This is a genomic window from Bacillus sp. FSL K6-2971 (assembly GCF_038006405.1).
Taxonomy (GTDB): domain Bacteria; phylum Bacillota; class Bacilli; order Bacillales; family Bacillaceae; genus Bacillus; species Bacillus pumilus.
The window spans coordinates 891,592-909,920 of sequence record NZ_JBBOVD010000001.1 but is presented as its reverse complement, the minus strand read 5'-3'; the positions used below and the strand labels follow the sequence as shown (position 1 = coordinate 909,920).

Annotated in this window: 16 protein-coding genes; 6 read left to right on the top strand and 10 right to left on the bottom strand. The window is 42.2% G+C overall.

The features are described 5' to 3' along the window. Positions 1-50: 50 nt before the first annotated feature. Entirely contained in the window at positions 51-1,118 is a 1,068-nt protein-coding gene (gene cax, locus MHI33_RS04465) for a calcium/proton exchanger (RefSeq protein ID WP_340909452.1), read from the bottom strand. A gap of 64 nt (positions 1,119-1,182) precedes the next feature. Further along, positions 1,183-1,560, bottom strand: a complete 378-nt coding sequence (locus tag MHI33_RS04460) for an OsmC family protein (protein WP_268506800.1) — start codon at positions 1,558-1,560, stop codon at positions 1,183-1,185. A 75-nt stretch (positions 1,561-1,635) separates the two neighbouring features. Here MHI33_RS04460 and MHI33_RS04455 point away from each other — a divergent pair, with 75 nt between their 5' ends. Further along, positions 1,636-2,799: an MFS transporter gene (locus MHI33_RS04455; RefSeq protein ID WP_003218010.1), complete on the top strand. Its 1,164-nt coding sequence runs from the start codon at positions 1,636-1,638 to the stop codon at positions 2,797-2,799. 16 nt (positions 2,800-2,815) lie between these two features. Then, entirely contained in the window at positions 2,816-3,316 is a 501-nt protein-coding gene (locus MHI33_RS04450) for a GNAT family N-acetyltransferase (protein WP_106066738.1), read from the top strand. Between the two features lie 214 nt (positions 3,317-3,530). On the opposite strand, the gene MHI33_RS04445 is transcribed toward MHI33_RS04450, so the two are convergent. From MHI33_RS04445 to MHI33_RS04435, 3 genes are read right to left on the bottom strand one after another with little or no spacing between them, the layout of a single operon-like run. Further along, positions 3,531-4,349 carry a YihY/virulence factor BrkB family protein gene (locus MHI33_RS04445; RefSeq protein ID WP_044139737.1) on the bottom strand — a complete coding sequence of 273 codons (819 nt, stop codon included), beginning with the start codon at positions 4,347-4,349 and terminating at the stop codon, positions 3,531-3,533. Positions 4,350-4,367: 18 nt separating this feature from the next. Further along, on the bottom strand, positions 4,368-4,700 hold the full coding sequence (locus MHI33_RS04440) for a YtxH domain-containing protein (protein WP_106030313.1): 333 nt from the start codon (positions 4,698-4,700) through the stop codon (positions 4,368-4,370). 20 nt (positions 4,701-4,720) lie between these two features. Next, a complete protein-coding gene (locus MHI33_RS04435) occupies positions 4,721-5,191 on the bottom strand; it encodes a low molecular weight protein-tyrosine-phosphatase (protein WP_050944791.1) in 471 nt (156 codons plus the stop codon). A gap of 174 nt (positions 5,192-5,365) precedes the next feature. Here MHI33_RS04435 and MHI33_RS04430 point away from each other — a divergent pair, with 174 nt between their 5' ends. Together MHI33_RS04430 and MHI33_RS04425 are read left to right on the top strand one after the other, a co-directional pair. Further along, positions 5,366-6,721, top strand: coding sequence for an alanine/glycine:cation symporter family protein (locus MHI33_RS04430; protein WP_065097474.1), 1,356 nt, complete (start codon positions 5,366-5,368; stop codon positions 6,719-6,721). A 77-nt stretch (positions 6,722-6,798) separates the two neighbouring features. Then, positions 6,799-7,014 carry a DUF1128 domain-containing protein gene (locus MHI33_RS04425; RefSeq protein WP_003214000.1) on the top strand — a complete coding sequence of 72 codons (216 nt, stop codon included), beginning with the start codon at positions 6,799-6,801 and terminating at the stop codon, positions 7,012-7,014. Positions 7,015-7,126: 112 nt separating this feature from the next. Here MHI33_RS04425 and MHI33_RS04420 read toward each other — a convergent pair whose 3' ends face one another. Continuing rightward, on the bottom strand, positions 7,127-7,645 hold the full coding sequence (locus MHI33_RS04420; protein WP_106066736.1) for a type 1 glutamine amidotransferase domain-containing protein: 519 nt from the start codon (positions 7,643-7,645) through the stop codon (positions 7,127-7,129). Positions 7,646-7,899: 254 nt separating this feature from the next. Between MHI33_RS04420 and MHI33_RS04415 the strand changes: the two genes are divergently transcribed. Both MHI33_RS04415 and MHI33_RS04410 read left to right on the top strand, forming a co-directional pair. Then, positions 7,900-12,189, top strand: a complete 4,290-nt coding sequence (locus MHI33_RS04415) for a multifunctional 2',3'-cyclic-nucleotide 2'-phosphodiesterase/3'-nucleotidase/5'-nucleotidase (RefSeq protein WP_340909445.1) — start codon at positions 7,900-7,902, stop codon at positions 12,187-12,189. A gap of 132 nt (positions 12,190-12,321) precedes the next feature. Continuing rightward, entirely contained in the window at positions 12,322-13,674 is a 1,353-nt protein-coding gene (locus tag MHI33_RS04410; protein WP_340909443.1) for an IS1182 family transposase, read from the top strand. Positions 13,675-13,811: 137 nt separating this feature from the next. On the opposite strand, the gene MHI33_RS04405 is transcribed toward MHI33_RS04410, so the two are convergent. The 4 genes from MHI33_RS04405 to treP form a co-directional block, all read right to left on the bottom strand. After that, a complete protein-coding gene (locus tag MHI33_RS04405; RefSeq protein WP_111913163.1) occupies positions 13,812-14,246 on the bottom strand; it encodes a terpene synthase in 435 nt (144 codons plus the stop codon). Between the two features lie 65 nt (positions 14,247-14,311). Next, a complete protein-coding gene (gene treR, locus MHI33_RS04400) occupies positions 14,312-15,040 on the bottom strand; it encodes a trehalose operon repressor (protein ID WP_340909437.1) in 729 nt (242 codons plus the stop codon). Between the two features lie 19 nt (positions 15,041-15,059). Next, positions 15,060-16,760: an alpha,alpha-phosphotrehalase gene (gene treC, locus MHI33_RS04395; protein ID WP_340909435.1), complete on the bottom strand. Its 1,701-nt coding sequence runs from the start codon at positions 16,758-16,760 to the stop codon at positions 15,060-15,062. Positions 16,761-16,775: 15 nt separating this feature from the next. Next, positions 16,776-18,212, bottom strand: a complete 1,437-nt coding sequence (treP, locus tag MHI33_RS04390) for a PTS system trehalose-specific EIIBC component (RefSeq protein ID WP_044139743.1) — start codon at positions 18,210-18,212, stop codon at positions 16,776-16,778. Positions 18,213-18,329: the final 117 nt, after the last annotated feature.

Genomic DNA, 18,329 nt, shown 5'->3' with positions numbered 1-18,329 from the left:
TTCATTTTTCCATAGTATTTTCCGCAAAGACGTCCCTTATCCACAAAAGATTATAAAAGGAAAAATCCAATCGCCATAATGAAATAGGCAGCAAGTAATGTGGCGCCTTCAAACCAATTGGTATCTCCGTCATTTGATAAAATGACTGTGAGTAACACAGCGGATGCCATCGCAATGAGCTCTGGTAAGGAGAAAATGAGCGGCATCTGCGTATCGAAAAAAAGAGAGCTGATGACAAGGATTGGTGCCACCATCATCGCAACCTGAAGTGTGGAACCAAAAGCAATTTCCACTGCGACATCCATTTTGTTTTTATACGCCATGATGACAGCAGAGGCATGTTCTGCGGCATTGCCGACGATGGCCACAATAATGACTCCGATAAACAGCTCACTCCAGCCAAATTGTTCTCCCACTGTATCAAATGTATGGACGAGGCGCTCTGAAATGTACGCAACGGCCATCGTTGCAAGCAGCAAAATCAAAGTGGCAAACTTACCAGACCATTCAGGTATTTCTTCTTCCGTCTCCGCATCCCCATCCAAGGTCTCCTGCTTGGCAACATAGACACCGCGGTGGCTCACCAGTTTGAAATAGAGTGCTGCAACATAAAGCAAAATCATCACAATGCTAATGCCAATGCTTAAAACAAATTGCTTCTCCTCAGCCATTTCCACCGAAAACACTTCTGGAATGACAAACGCCACAATAATGGCAAACATGAGCAAGCCCGAGTTGTGCCTTGCATCGTGGACATTGAACACTTGGCGCTTATATTTTAATCCGCCAACGAAAAAAGACAGTCCCGCCACAAGCAGTAAGTTTCCGATCACTGAGCCAGTTAACGACGCAAGGACGATGGCTGTCAGTCCTTGCTTTAAAGCAAAAAACGAAATAATTAACTCCACCGCATTTCCAAATGTGGCGTTTAAAAGCCCGCCAATTCTGGGACCTGCTATGATGGCAAGACTTTCTGTGGCTCTTCCCATAAAACTAGCAAGACCAATAATCGCGATACAATACACAGCAAACATGATGACCTGCGGAAAATGAAGAAAACTGCCAATCACCGATAGCGGCACACCAATTGCGACAATCACAAGAAACAAACGATTCATACAGCCATTCTCCTTTACATATGTCTGACTGTTATTCTTTCGTGAGTGCCGGCATCGTATACATTTAGATTCGCTCGTGTGACATGGTGATGTCGATACTTCCTTTAACGGATTGCACCATGGAACAATGCTTCATCGCAAGCTTCATCACTTTTTCTATTTGTTCATCAGAGGTACTGATACGTTCAAAGATTATATGTAAGTGGATGCGGGAGATTTTGTTGGCCGCTCCTTCTCTTGTCGTTTCAGGTGTGATGGTCAGCCCTTCATAGGATATTCGTTTTTTCTCGCATACATGAGTAAGCATTTCTCCAAAACAACCTGCAATGGCTGAGGTGAACAACTGATATGGCCGGTATCCAGCTTCTTCTTTTCCTGAAATATGTAGTTGTCCATCATCAGTATTTGCCACCCACCGATCATTTTCGTATGTCAGCTTCATTCCTTTACCACCTTTCTATTGAAACCCCTATGGTTCCATTGTACGATGAAAGCATGAACTTGTAAGGAGCATCTTATGTCGAGAATTCACTTTATGATTTTAATTTTACTTGTATCTGTATCTGGTTTTTCGCAGGGAGCGTTATTGCCTGTCATTTCGATTATTTTTGAACATGCCGGGACTTCTCCTACGTTAAACGGACTGCATGCCACAGGCTTATATCTCGGCGTGCTGCTAGCATCTCCCTTTATGGAAGCGCCGCTTCGCCGATTTGGATTTAAGCCGTTAATTGTCATTGGAGGCGCCGCTGTCTTTTTAAGCTTGTTCAGCTTTGTGTTTTTTGAATCTTATGTTGTCTGGTTCTTCCTGCGGCTCATGATCGGGATTGGTGATCATATGCTGCATTTCTCTACACAGACTTGGGTGACCTATGCGTCGTCTTCAAGAAATCGCGGGCGAAATATTTCATTGTATGGGTTATCCTTTGGACTTGGTTTTGCCGCTGGACCTTTTTTAACTCCACTCATCGAAATTAATCCATCTTTACCTTTCATTGTTTCCGGTGCTGTTAGCTTATGTATTTGGCTGCTTGTTTTTGTTTTGAAAAATACATATCCAGATACGGGCGAAGTGCAGACGTCAGAGCAGACAAACAGTTTGAAGCGCTTTAAGAAAGCCTTTCAATTTGGCTGGGTCGCCTTTATGATGCCGTTTTGCTATGGCTTTTTAGAAACGACACTCAATAGCAACTTCCCTGTGTATGCACTTAGAAGCGGGGTGACCGTAGATGCAGTGGCGTTTATTTTACCTGCGTTTGCCATTGGAAGTATTGTCTTTCAGCTGCCTCTCGGTATGCTCAGCGATCGGTTTGGCAGGCGCCGCATCATTTTATGTGTGACTCTCGTTGGGTCTTTCTTTTTTCTACTAGCAGGGATTTTCATTCAATCGGTTTTAGCTGTTGCGATTTGTTTCTTTATTGCCGGAATGGCTGTAGGCTCTACCTTCTCACTTGGCATCAGTTATATGACAGACTTATTGCCAAAGCATCTGCTTCCTGCTGGAAATTTGATGTGCGGAATGGCATTTAGTGCGGGAAGTATTCTAGGGCCTGTTCTCGGTGGAATCTTTGTGCAAACGTTTGAAGGAATGAATTTACTTTACCTTGTCAGCATCGTGATATTGTTCGTATTTTTCTGCGTTCGATTTGGGCGAACGGCGGCAGTGGTGGAAAGTCATTAAAATGGAGGGTCGACCTTTGTTTTCATACGACGTCACAAATGAATTAACGTTGGCATCTCTACAATTAGATGATGCGGACACATTATTGGAGCTTATTCAAGAGAATCAGGCTCATTTAGGGGAATGGCTACCGTGGGTTCATCACTGCAAAAGCATAGAGGATGTCAAAACGTTTATTCAATCGACTCAAACCATCTACAATGAACAAAAAGGGTTGGAAGCTGGCATTAAGCTGAACGACCAATTGATCGGAGTGTTCCGCCTGACGTTTAATCAGAAAATAGGCAATATCGGTTACTGGATTCGTCAAGACGTGCAAGGTCGGGGCATTGTGACAACGATCGTGAAATATATGACAGAAACATTTTCTTCAAAAGTCGATGGATTTGAAATTTTTTGTCCCGTAGGTCATGTTCGAAGTGAACGTGTAGCAATGAATGCCGGATTCGAGCTAGATCCTCACTATGAGTCAAAGCCTGATGCCGCTTTTATCCTTAAACGATATATACGATTGTGAATGAAAAACTCCCCTGCACCCATGCAGAGGAGTTTTTTTCATTTAGTGATATCCATTTTGCCCGTTCGCACTGCCGCTTGTTTTGTGCTTAGGCTGATGGCCTTTGTTTTGTTTCGTATTGCTTCCGCCTTTTTTCGATTGTTTGGACATATGTGGTTTCCCCCATCCATTCAGTTTGAACTTGATCGTTCTTCTTTAGGATGCCCGGATTTCTTTATAGTTTGCCTGGTACGATTTTACGCTTATGTAAAAGCGCATTGAGCTCACCGCCAAGGATAATCATGATGCCGGTTAAATAAAACCAGATCATTAAAATAATGATTCCCCCAATACTTCCGTACATCGCACTGTAGTTGGCAAACTCGCCTACGTAAAATGAGAACAGCATGCTGACCAAAATCCATCCAATCGATGCAAAAATGGCACCTGGCAGAACAAATTTTAATTTCAGCCTAATGTTTGGAGCAAAATAGTATAAGGATGTAAAAACAATCAATAAAATCAGCGGGCTAATGATCCATCTCATGGCAGTCCATACGGTGAGAAAGGCGTCTGACTGCCCAACTAATTTAGCGACAAATAAACCGAGTTCTTTGCCAAAGACAGGTAGCATCAGGGCAAATATAATGGTCAAAACCATCGCGATCGTTAAGATGATCGATGTTAAACGTACGAGAATGAAGGAACGATTCTCCTCAACTTCGTAAGCATGGTTAAATGCTCTGACGACGGCATTAATGCCGTTAGATGCTGACCAAAGGGCGGCAATAATCCCGAACGACAATAACCCGCCATTCCGATTATTCAGCGTCTGTTCGGCAATGGATTCAATCATCGAAAGCGCTCCTTCTGGCGCATAGCCAGAAATGACGCTTAGGACATCCTTTGAAGTCAGCGGCAAATACCCGACCAGCGTCAGCACGAAGATGAGAAACGGAAATAATGAAAGCAAAAAGAAATAGGCAAGCTCAGCAGATTTTGCCGGTCCTTCATGCAGCAAAAAGCGTTCAATTAACGCTTTAATAAAACCCATACGCCTCATCTCCAATGATCAATCTGTCTGTTTCGATTGAAAGTGATCCTTTGTTTCTTCAATAATTTCTAATACCCTTGGGGTTGTTTCCTTTAACTGATTGACCTGTTCATTTAAAAATGACAAATCATCTGAGACTGTTCGCATCAGCTGCTTCGTTTCTTCCAGTTTTTCTTTCATGCAAGCCGATATTCTGCCTGGCTCCTCACGGTACTCATCAAGCTTTTGCTGGCAGTCATTCCATTTTTCTTTGAGTGCAATTCTTGTTGGCCGATGAAATAAAGTCAGCAATGCGCCGCAAGCTGCACCTAAGAGAGCTCCTCGGAGCACGATTTGATTTTTTTCTTCCATCTCGTCTGATCTCCTTTCAGTTAAAGGTGGTTCTCTTTCTTTACATACGTCAAAAAACGGTCAATTCCTGTTTCAATTAATTCATGGACTTCCTCAAAGTTCCCAGTGTAATAAGGATCTGGCACATCATCTCGATCGTCGTCTTCTACAAAATCAAGAAGACGGCCAATAAAGTGATGTTTCCCATAGCCGGCTATACTGCGAAGTGCCCCTACATTTTCAGCATCCATCGCAATGATATAGTCATATGTTGTGATGTCCTCATCCATGATTTGTCTTGCGGACATTCCTTCATAGCTGATGCCTTTTTCATCAAGCAGCTTTCGCGTTCCTTCATGCGGAGGACTGCCTTGATGCCAGCCGCCAATACCTGCTGAATCAATCACAAAGTGCTCGCTAAGCCCCTCATCTTCTACTTTTTTTCTAAATATGGCCTCTGCCATCGGTGACCTGCAAATATTGCCAAGACACACGAATAACACATGAATCATCCTTCATTCTCCTCCTATCTTTTCCCTAAGAGTTCTTTTCGAAAACCTTTTCCCTATCATATCAAGCCCTTTTTCTTTTGGAAACTTTGCAAGAAAAACTCTCATCGGCATTGACAAAATACACAAAAACAGGAGAAACTTTAGGAGAATTATACAAACAAAGGGGGATATTAGATGGGGATAATTGAGCAGTTTGTCACAACGATGAACAATTTTTTGTGGGGGCCTCCCCTGTTGATTTTAATTGTTGGTACTGGAATATACCTCACCTTTCGCGTTCTCTTCATTCAAATTAGATTACTTCCTTATTCTTTAAAGCTCGCTTTTTCAAAACAAGACAAAATATCAGAAGGGGATATTTCCCATTTCCAAGCGTTAATGACGGCTCTTGCTGCAACTGTCGGTACAGGAAATATCGTAGGTGTGGCCTCGGCTGTTATAGCGGGTGGTCCTGGTGCAGTATTCTGGATGTGGTTTGCTGCATTTTTCGGGATGGCCACCAAGTTTGCAGAAGCTGTTCTTGCTGTGAAATACAGGGTCAAAAACGAAAAAGGCGAAATGTCTGGCGGACCTATGTATTATTTAGAGCACGGGTTAAAGCAGAAATGGCTAGGGGTGCTATTTGCTGTTTTCGGTGCCAGTGCTGCCTTTGGGATCGGCAACCTTGTACAGTCTAATTCCATCTCAGGCGTTATGAATTCTACTTTTCAAATTCCAACATGGATAACAGGTATCATCATTACAGCTTTTACGGCACTTGTGATTTTAGGCGGAATTAAAAGCATTGGCCGGGTCACATCTATATTTGTACCGGTCATGGCTTTATTTTACGTCATTTGCGGTCTGATCATTCTTGTTATGAATGCTGATCTTGTTCCAGGTGCAGTCGGTCTTATTTTCTCAGATGCCTTTACCGGTCAAGCCGTGGCAGGTGGTGCAATTGGGACTGTCATTCGCTGGGGTGTGGCACGAGGAGTATTTTCCAATGAAGCAGGTCTTGGTTCAGCACCAATTGCTGCTGCGGCTGCGAAAACGGATATGCCTGCCCGTCAAGCTCTCGTCTCTATGACGCAAGTGTTTATCGATACAATCATTGTTTGTTCTATCACAGGCATTACCATTGTCATGGCAGATATGTATTTAACAGTGAAAAGTGATGCACTCACCTCGTTATCCTTTGCACATTTCCTCGGTCCAGTTGGCTCAACCATTGTGGCAATCGGTCTGCTCTTGTTTGCCTATTCCACCATCATTGGCTGGTCCTATTATGGCGAAAAATGCTTTACATATTTGGCGAAGGATTCTTACGTCATGTATTATCGCATCGTGTTTGTTATTGCTGTCTTTTTCGGAGCCGTGTTTAAAAATGACTTCGTCTGGGGTGTGGCAGATATGCTCAATGGGCTGATGGCCATTCCAAACTTAATCGGACTCATCGGTTTATCAGGGGTTGTCGTATTTGAATCCAAACGAATCATTGATAAAATGAAGCAGGAGAAAAAGGAGAAAAACATCTCCGTATCGTCTTAATAGCCCTTTTATTCTTTTGCTTTTCTGTTAAAATAGACATATTATTCAACACATATGCAGGAAAGGACGTGCCGCCCTTGTCAGAGCAAAAAGCGGCTGAAGTCAATCAGCTGATTGAAGACATTTCGCAAAAGTTAAATATGCTGAATATTGGAGTCATCAAAGCAGAAGACTTCAGTCCAGACAAGTACGAAGATATCGAATTTCTTCACCAAATGGTGATGAAAAAATCTTCATTCAGCCCAAGTGAAATGCAAGCCATCGCAAGCGAGCTAAAAAACTTAAGAAAATAATGGTGGAAAAGGAAACGGTTTTTATGGTCTACACGCAGTTTTCTTACATCATGCACACAAAAAGCCAGCACCCCGCAAGATGCTGGCTTTTTTATATCCTTTTACAACTGCGTTATTTCTCAAGCAGTTTTAATGATTCACGGTTAAAGGCTGGAATGTCATCAGGTGTACGGCTTGTCACAAGCTGATCCTGACAAACGACGACTTCTTCGTCTTTAAATTTAGCGCCTGCGTTTTCCATATCGACTTTGATGGATGTATACCCAGTCGCGCCTCTTCCTTCAAGCGCCTTCGCTGTAATGAGCAATTGCGGTCCGTGACAGATCGCAAATACTGGTTTTTTCTCATCCATAAATGCTTTAGTGAATTGGACGTAACGATCATCTGCACGCAGAATATCTGGTGAGAAACCGCCAGGAATGAGAAGTGCATCGAAGTCTTCAGGCTTCACGTTGTCAATAGACGCATCCACTCTCACTTCTGCCTCTCCTTGCTTCCCTTTCACTGTTTTTCCTTTTTCATTTTCAATGACTGTCAACTCATGACCTGCATCTTTAAAGGCTTTTGCAGGCTCGGTGAATTCAACATCCTCAAAGTAATCTGTTAATACAACTGCAATTTTCTTACCCATGTAGAAACCCTCCTGCTTGATTATCGTTTACACTACACACTATACCCGGGCATGTTGAAATCAAACATCCTATCCCTATCAGAAAACCCCTTATGATAAAAATAAGCATTTCGACTCATTCACATTCCCTTAACAAGGTAATTCGTATGATTTATGTTATCTTTACAATAATCTTCAAAAAATAACTACAAAAGTTAATGAAACATTTCTACAATAGGTATTGTGGTCAAAAAAATTAGAAAGGCGGAGATCAGGTGAAGAAGCAAGCACATAGGTCTAAACGAAGGAAAAACCTGTCTATTCTGCTCACTTCCATTATGATGATTAGTCTCATTCTCCCAGCAGTACCTACTCATGCAGAAACAGAAAACGGCAAAGCCGTAAAGGTCAGCATCTTAGCCACAACCGATGTTCATGCGAACATGATGAATTATGATTATTACAGCGACAAAGAAACAAATGAATTTGGTTTGGCAAAAACAGCCGAGCTCATTGACAAGCACCGATCACAAAACCCAAATACACTCCTTGTGGATAACGGAGACTTGATTCAAGGAACCCCTCTTGGAGAATACGTTTACAAACATGAGAAAGACAGCATCATCAATCAAACAAAGGTTCACCCTATTATTCATACACTCAACAAACTAAAATACGATGCAGGAACACTTGGCAATCATGAATTTAACTACGGATTATCCTTCCTTGACGGTACCATTGCGGGCGCCAACTTCCCGATTGTCAATGCGAACGTCAAAAAGCTAAATGGAGAACACCGTTTTACACCTTATGTGATCCAAGATAAAACCTTTAAAGATGCAAACGGAGCCTCACAAACTGTGAAAGTTGGTTACATAGGATTCGTTCCACCACAAATTATGACGTGGGATAAGAAGCATTTAGATGGACAAGTCCAAGTGCAGGACATCGTCGAATCTGCCAATGAAACCATTCCTGAAATGAAAGAGAAAGGCGCAGATGTCATTGTCGCTCTTGCTCATACAGGAATTGAAAAAACCGCTTCACCTAAAGGATCAGAAAATATGATCTTTGACCTTGCCACGAAAACAAAAGGCATCGATGCCATTGTATCAGGCCACCAGCATGGCACATTCCCAAGCGCTGAATATAACGGCGTCGACAAATTCAATGTCTCAAAAGGAACCATCAACGGCATTCCAGTCGTCATGTCAAAAAACTGGGGCAGCTACCTAGGGGTCATTGATTTAACACTAGAGCCTGATGGCAAAAACTGGAATGTCACAGACGGAACAGGCAAGATCGAATCTGTTGCCGGAGTATCATCTCAAAACAGTACCGTAAAAGACGCCATTCAAACAACGCATCAAAACACACTTGTTTACGTGAGAAAGCCTGTTGGCAAAACAGAAGCAGACATTAATAGCTTTTTCGCTCAAGTGATGGATGACCCTTCGATTCAAATTGTGACAGATGCCCAAAAATGGTATGCACAAGAAAAAATGAAGGATACATCGTATAAAAATTTACCGATTTTATCTGCAGGTGCTCCGTTTAAAGCCGGTGGCCGAAACGGTGTAAACTATTATACAAATATCGCAAAAGGAGATTTAGCGATTAAGAATATCGGCGATCTCTACCTTTACGATAACACTGTGCAGATTGTGAAAATGAAAGGCAGTGAAGTGAAAGATTGGTTAGAAATGTCTGCCGGTCAGTTTAATCAGATCAAACCGAACGATTCAAAAGAACAGCCGATTTTAAACGAGGAATACCGCTCGTATAACTTTGATGTAATTGACGGCGTGACATACCAAGTCGATGTGACGCAGCCTGCTAAATACAGCACAACAGGCACACTTCTCAACGCCAATGCCAACCGCATCAAAAACCTGTCTTACAACGGGAAAACCGTCTCTGACAATCAAGAATTTTTAATCGTAACAAATAACTATCGTGCTTCTGGCGGCGGAGGCTTTCCTCATCTGACGCAAGATAAAGTAGTGCTTGCCTCAGCAGATGAGAACCGTCAAGTACTGATGGATTATATTATCGAACAAAAAACGATCAACCCAAGTGCAGATCAAAACTGGTCTATTGCACCGATCAAAGGCGCAACAGTCACTTTTGAATCTTCTCTTTTAGCCAAACCGTTTGCTAAAGAATCAAGCAGCGTAAACTTTATTCGTAACGCAAGTACAGATGGTCTTGGTGTTTACAAGCTAGCCTTTACAGACGATGGCACAACAGAACCGCCTACATCAGACAACTGGAATTTAACAGTGATGCATACGAACGATACACACGCACACCTTGATGATGCGGCAAGACGCGCAACAAAGATCAAAGAAGTCCGTGCTGAAAACAAGAACAATATTCTATTAGACGCTGGAGATGTCTTCTCTGGTGACCTGTACTTCACAAAGTGGCAAGGACTTGCCGATCTGAAATTGATGAACTTAATGAAATACGATGCCATGACGTTTGGTAATCATGAATTTGACAAAGGTCCTTCTGTACTCCGTCAATTCCTGACAGGTGATGCATCAGATGTCGATCCGAAAAACCGTCATCAATTTGAAAAGCCTCGATTCCCGGTCGTGTCATCAAACGTGGATGTCTCGAAGGAAAAACAATTGAGTGACTTAATGAAAAAACCAGCCTCATTTAAAGCTGGTGAGAAAAAAGAAGCCGGGATTTACCCTTACATCCTGCTCGATGTAAACGGTGAAAAGGTGGCCGTATTCGGTTTAACGACTGAAGACACAGCCATTACATCCAGCAGCGGTCCTAACATTCAATTTAAAGATGGGTACAAGAAAGCAAAAGAAACAGTCAACACCATTCAAACAGAAGAAAAAATCAATAAAATCATAGCGTTAACACACATTGGCTACAACCGTGATCTTGAGCTCGCTCAAAAAGTCGATGGGATTGATTTAATCATTGGCGGTCACACGCACACACTTGTAGAAAAATTAAAAGTCATCAATAAAAAAGAACCTACGATTGTCGCTCAAGTGAAAGATTACGGACAATTTTTAGGAAAAGTAGACGTAGCCTTTGACAAAAAAGGTGTCATCCAGCCAAAAGAATCTTCTTTTGACCTGATTCCGATCGATGACTCTGTCAAAGAAGATGCAGAGGCAAAAGCGATACTTGATGGATACAAAGCAGATATTCAAGATTTAAAAACAGAAAAAGTCGGACATACAGATGTTCTTTTAGATGGTCAACGTGAGCATGTCCGTGCGAAGGAAACGAATCTTGGGAACTTTATCGCCGACGGCATGCTGCAGAAAGCGCAAGAATCTGCTGGAGCTGACCTTGCCATCACAAACGGCGGCGGTATTCGTGGAAGCATCGAAAAAGGTGATATCACTTTAGGTAATATTTTAACGGTGATGCCTTTTGGAAATACACTTTATGTCGCAGATTTAAAAGGCAGTCAAATTAAGAAAGCTCTCGAACAAGGGCTGTCAGGCATTGAGGAAGGTGGAGGCGCATTCCCTCATGTAGCTGGCATTGAATATACGTTTACACTCAGTAAACCAGCTGGAAGCAGACTGATTGATGTGAAACTGAAAGATCAAAAAGGTCAACTGACAGACATTGATGATGAGAAAACATACCGCGTAGCCACAAACGCATTTGTTGGCACAGGTGGCGACGGCTACAGCGTCTTTACAGAAGCCTCTCACGGTGAAGACTTAGGGTATGTCGACTATGAAATTTTCAAAGAGCAAATTGAAAAGGCAGACGGTCAAATTTCGCCTGTTATCGATCACAGGGTGAAAGAAGTGTTCCTTCCTCGCGTGAAAGGAAAAGGCGCTTACGACATTCAAGATGACAAAAAATTCCAAACGTATGTACAGCATACAAACAAAGCATTGCTCTATTTAGACAAGGCAAGCAAAGCGAAAAACGTTCAATTGTCTCTATCAAAAGCACAAGTAGCCGAGCTGAAAAAAAGAGAGCAAGATCCAAACGTCACCATCTATCATGACAAAGTGGGGCTCGCATTACCGCTCTCGAATTTGTCCGAGACAAGCGCAGATATATGGATGACAAAGACGGATAAAGTGAAAAACGCATTAACGGATACGTATGATTTCCAAATCAAACAAGACAAGAAAAAGGTCTCGACCTTTAAAGACCCGGTCACACTATCCTTTACACTAGACGAGCCTCAAAAGGCGAAAAAACCTAGTGTATATTATGTGGATCGTAAGAAAAATCGTTACACCAAAACTAGTAATGGATCATTTGAAAACGGAGTCGTATCAGGTCAAACTGAGCACTTCAGCGAATACACGGTCCTTAACCAAAGCGGGGCAGCTGGAACAACTCCAGATCAAACTGGCGGAGACGGCGGAACAACAGCACCAGGCGGAGGGACAGGTACAGATCCAAACCAAGATGGAACAAGCCTTCCTGGCGGCACATTGCCGAATACTGCCACAATGATGTATACAGCTGTATTGATTGGCGTGCTCATGCTCGCTGCTGGCGGTATCCTATATTACTACCAGCGCAAGCGTACAAGAAAAAATGTATCATCCTAAAGGAAAAGGACAGAGCCTATGCTCTGTCCTCAGGCTGTCGAGAAAATCTCGACAGCTTTATATTTTTTCTTAAAGTTTCCATTCCCCCGTTTTATAATAGAGAAAAGCATACTAAAGGAAGGTGTTTTTCTCATGTTCCACACTAGAAATTCTTCTCAGCACGAAGCCGAATTTGTATTGCTAGATCAACTGGTCGAAGAGGATCACCTGCTTCGTAAAATTGATCAGTACATTGACTTTTCATTTATCGTAGATAAAGTAAAACCGTATTATAGTGAGAATAAAGGTCGCCCTTCTCTTGATCCACTTATTTTATTCAAAATGATGTTTATCGGATACCTGTACGGTATCCGTTCTGAAAGACAACTTGAAAAAGAAATTTACTATAACATGGCGTATAGATGGTTTTTAGGTTTGAACATCAATGACCCCGTTCCTCATCACTCGACCATTAGCTGGAATCGTCGTACTCGATTCAAAGATACAACGATTTTTCAAGACATTTTCGACGAGATTGTGCTTCAAGCCATCAATCACGATATGGTTGGAGGGCGCGTCCTTTTTACTGATTCAACCCATCTTAAAGCGAATGCAAATAAACATAAATATACAAGAAAAACGATCGAACAAGATACTCAGAACTATATGAAAGAATTAGATGTAGCCGTCCAAGAAGATCGAGAGGTACACGGAAAAAAGCCCTTAAAGAAAAAAGAGGAGGTGAAAACAAAAAAAGACATTCGTCAAAGTAAAACTGATCCTGAAAGTGGCTATCTTTATCGCGAAAACAAGCCAGAAGGCTTTTTCTACCTAGACCACCGTACAACGGATATGAAGCACAACATCATCACAGATGCCCATGTCACACCCGGCAATGTCCATGATTCCGTTCCATATCTTGATCGATTGGATCACCAAATCGCCCGATTTGGTTTTCAAGTAGAAGCTGTTGCCCTTGATTCTGGTTATTTGACAACCCCAATCTGTAAAGGTTTATCCGATCGCCGTATTTTTGGTGTCATCGCACATAGACGCTTTCATCCAACAAGAGGATTATTTGAGAAGTGGAAATTTCAGTATGACTCTGAACATGATCACTACATATGCCCAAATGGTGAGAAGCTATTATATACAACAACTGATCGAAAAGGTTATCGGTTCTACAAATCAGACCCTAAAAAATGCGTATCGTGTCCTTTCCTAGAGAGCTGTACAAGGTCGAAAAATCATCAAAAAGTGATCTCAAGACATGTATGGGAAGAACATAAAGAAAAGATCAGGCAAAATCGTCTGTCTGCTTCTGGAAAAGAGCTATATAAAAAAAGAAAAGAAAAAATAGAGCGAAGCTTTGCAGATTCAAAACAACTGCATGGGCTTCGCTACTGCCGGTTGAGGGGAAAACAAAATGTGAGTGAGCAAGTGCTTCTCACAGCTGCCTGTCAGAACATGAAGAAGATTGCCACACACCTAGCGAAGCTAGGCTAGGTGTGTGGGAGGCCTTTTTCTTTAAATCTCATCCATCATCATTACGATGAAAATAAAAAAGATTGTAGAAAAACATGAGTTTCTCTACAATCTGAGGACAGAGCCTATGCTCTGTCCTCTTTTCTTGGAATAAGATATCAATCTTGAGATAAATAGATCCAATTGCGGTCGTCGAATTCTTTTACATCATCTGACCCTATATGCCGAAGCATCCTATTAAAGAACATCATGTCATTTTCATCATCGACATCATATAAATCCTTTAAAACATAATCTCTCGTAATAAAATTCGTTAAGTCCGTATTATTTACTAAATCAGCAAAAAAACCTTTTACCATCGTTAAATCCTCTTCACTTAATTTTTCATCATTGATAATGGAAATATGAAAAACATTCAAAATCGCTTGTATATCTTCTTCATCGATATAACATAATGGCTCTAGCTTTCTGTCTTCTGCCGTAAACGGTTTTCGCGTATCTTCAATGATGACATAACATAAAATCTGATGATCTTTCATCACGCTGAATATTTCTAAGTCCCTTAATTTTAGTGGTCTATTTAATCTCATCATCTTTCCTCCTGAAAATGGTGATCTATTCGTCGTCTACTTCTCCCAAAACCTGAAAAGGACAGAGCCTATGCTCTGTCCACTTTTTCTCTTCTTGCAAAATCGACGAATCTGAAGCGGTCTAATCGGTGACGGCTTTCTGTGTATTGAAATAAACTTGTATCTTCTAAGAACACGTAATTCTTCACGACGACGACATGATCAAACCCGTTCAAATCAAGATACTTGGCGTCCTCTTCTGTACATGGCTCTACCACAAATTCCTTTTGGGCATAGCTGATTGATACACCGAGCTCTCCTTCAATATACTCGTAGATGGATCCTTCGCATATGTCCTTCGACAAGACCGACACATGCTTTTGCAAAAAGTAATCCTTGTCTAAAATCACTTCTTCTCCACTAATATTACGAGATCGAATGACTTCCCAGACATCCTCCTGCCCATTAATTTTCAGCTGAGACTGAATATACTGATCCGGTTTGATTAAACCAAATTCGTGAACCGTCGTAACGGTCTTTCGGCCAAGCGTTTGGGAAAGTTCTTTAAAGCTGACAAGACCCGAGACGGGGAATTGCATTTTCTCTCGATTCAGCAAGATAGAGCCTTTGCCGCGGATTTTTTGGATATAGCCATTTTGCACAAGGATATTTAATGCCTTTCTTACCGTCTCACGGGATGTGTCATACATCAAGGACAGCTCATGCTCTGATGGCAAAATGCCTTTATCCTGCCATTCACCTTGTTCAATTCGTTTTGCGAGCTGATCATAAATCACTCGAAACTTATTCTCTTTCATTTTCCCTCCGCCCCATTTTCTAGCGTTTGGTTAAATGATAAACGATTGACTCGTATGGACGCAACGTAAATCCCTTCATATCTGCCGGTGCATCCTCATAATTGGATAACAGCACTTGCCCCTCCATCTCATCTACAGCCTGCATAAGCTCATCAGGAAGCGTAAAGTCCGTCTCTCCTGCATAAAAGTGATTGATCACAAGAAGCTTCTCCTCACCGCTTTCTCTCACATAAGCAAAAATCTTTGGATCTTCTGCTAAGAGTAAAGTGAAGCTTCCATATGTGATCACGTCAAGTTCTTTACGCAGCCTGCAAAGGGCTTGATAATGATAGAAAATAGACGACGGGTCCTTTAACGAAGCTTCGACCGAAATGTCGTTATTGGCTGGCTCAATCCAAGGTGTCCCTTTTGAGAAACCTGCATTCTTTTCTGAGGTCCACTGCATCGGTGTTCTCGCATTATCTCTTGATTTGACCTGTAAAATGGCGAGCGCTTCTTCCTTTGATTTCCCTTTTTCAAGCATGGCTTCATACATATTGAGTGATTCGATATCGCGGTAAGATGAGATGTCCTCAAACTGAGGATTCTTCATGCCAATCTCTTCACCTTGATAAATATATGGAGTCCCTTGCATGAGATGAATGGTGGTCGCCAGCATCTTCGCTGATTGCTGATGGTATGTTTCATCATCACCGTATCTTGAGACGATACGCGGCTGATCATGATTGCACCAGAAGAGCGCATTCCAGCCGCCGCCCTCATGCATTTTCGTCTGCCACTCAGACAGAATCGACTTCAATTCCTGAAAATCAAATGGTGCGAGGGCCCATTTTTCTCCGTTTGGATAATCGACCTTTAAATGATGAAAATTAAACGTCATATCCAGCTCCTGCCGATCCGGTTTTGTATACCGAATGCAGTCTGCAATATTCGTTGAAGACATTTCTCCAACTGTCATGCTGTCATATTTCGAAAAAACCTCTTGGTTCATTTCGTGCAGAAACTCATGAATTCTTGGACCATCCGTATAATACATCCGGCCGTCTCCTTGCACAGACTGCCCGGCGTCATCTAAGAAGCGTTGATCCTTGGAGATGTTGTTGATGACATCCAGCCTGAATCCATCAATTCCTTTTTCAAACCAAAAATGCATGATGTCATATACTTGCCTGCGCACCTCATCCTTTTCCCAATTGAGATCCGCTTGGGTGACATCGTATAAATGAAGATAATACTCTCCTGTTTCTTCATCTAGCTCCCATGCTGGACCGCCAAATTTTGACTGCCAATCATTCGGCAGTGATCCGTCCGCCTTGGGCTCCTTCCAAATATAATAATCTCGATAAGGATTATTCTTTGACTCGCGTGATGCTTGAAACCACTTATGGAAAATGGATGTATGATTGACGGCTAAATCCATGATGACTCGTATACCTCGATCATGGGCTTCTTTCAGCATGTGTTCAAAATTCGCCATTGTGCCGTACATGTCATGGATTTTTGTATAATCACTAATATCATAGCCGTTGTCATGCTGCGGGGACTCATACATTGGCGTGAGCCAAATACAGTCCGCCCCAAGCTGTTTGATATAATCGAGCTTTTTTGTCACACCATTGATATCGCCTGTACCTGAGCCCGTTGTATCTAAAAAGCTCTTCGGATAAATTTGGTAGACTACCGCTTTTTTCCACCACGGTTCGTTTGTTTGTTGTTTCAATTTCCTTCACCACCACTAGTTAAGTTCTTGTGATACATCTTTCTTCTTTTTCAACTTTGCATACAAAAGGGTTCCGATGAATGGGACGATGAGGACAATGACCATCCCTATCGCAAATGCGCCCCAATATTTCGGGATAATAGAGAAGATTCCTGGAATGCCCCCAACACCAACTGAGCTTGCCAGCACCCCTTGAGAGGCGATAAACATACCGGCTAAACCAGAGCTAATGAGTGCGAAAATAAATGGGAATCGGTAGCGCAAGTTGACGCCAAACATTGCTGGCTCTGTAATTCCTAAGTAAGCAGAAATACTTGATGTGAGTGAGAGACCTTTTTGCTTTTCATCTTTCAAAACAAACATCATCGCAAGTGCGGCTGATCCTTGTGCAATATTAGACAGTGCGAGCATTGGCCATAGAAACGTGCCGTGCAGTTTTGAATTAATCAATTGAATATCAACAGCAAGGAACGTATGATGCATTCCAGTAATGACTAACGCCGCATACAAACCGCCGTATAATAGACCACCTAGTGCTGCGAACTGCTGGAATACAGCGACAAGTCCAGATGTTAACACGTTGCCGATTGCAAATGTAATAGGTCCAATGACGATAAAGGATAAAAAGCCAATAACTAATAACGTAATCGGAGCAACCACTAATAGCTGAATGCTTTCAGGTGTCCGTTTTGTGATAAACAATTCGAGCTTCGCTAGTAAATACGAGGCGACGAGTATCGGAAGAACCTGTCCTTGATAGCCTACCTTTTGCACTTCAAGTCCAAACAAATTCCAGACTGGAATCTCACCGGACTTTTCAGCCGCTCCATAGCCCCACGCATTTAATAAGTCCGGGTGTACGAGCATGAGTCCAAGGACCATCCCTAAAAGCGGATTTCCCCCAAACCGCTTCACGGCTGACCAGCCGATTAATGCGGGCAGGAATGTGAAGGCAGTGCCTGCAATCAAGTTGATCATATTCGCTAAATCAGCCCATGCCGGATACACATCAACAATCGATTTTTGATCAAAGAAAATATCAGGAGCTGTTAAAATATTATGAATCCCCAATAATAAGCCGGCTGTGACGATGGCAGGAAGAATCGGAATAAAAATATCCGCAAGCGTTTTCACAGCACGCTGCAATGGATTTAATTTTTGATCAGAGGCACGCTTCACGTCCTCTTTTGTGGCTTCCCCAATCCCTGTCTGTTTCACCATTTCGGCATATACCCGATTGACGACCCCTTGGCCGATCACCACTTGGTATTGACCGTTTGCTGAGAAAGATCCCTTCACTTCTTCTATTTGTTCAAGTGCTTTCTCATCAACCTTTCCTTCATCCTTCAGCACAAAGCGCAGCCTTGTCACACAATGTGTCGCTTGATCAATATTTTCTTTGCCGCCGATGGCTTTCACAATCTGATCTGCTGCTGCCTGGTAATCAGCCATGCTATCCCCTCCGAGATCGTTTTTATAAGAAAAAAGAACCAAAAAACTTGTATATACATGTTTGATTATTATTTTATATTTGTATATACATGTAGTCAATAACAAAATGTAGCGCTT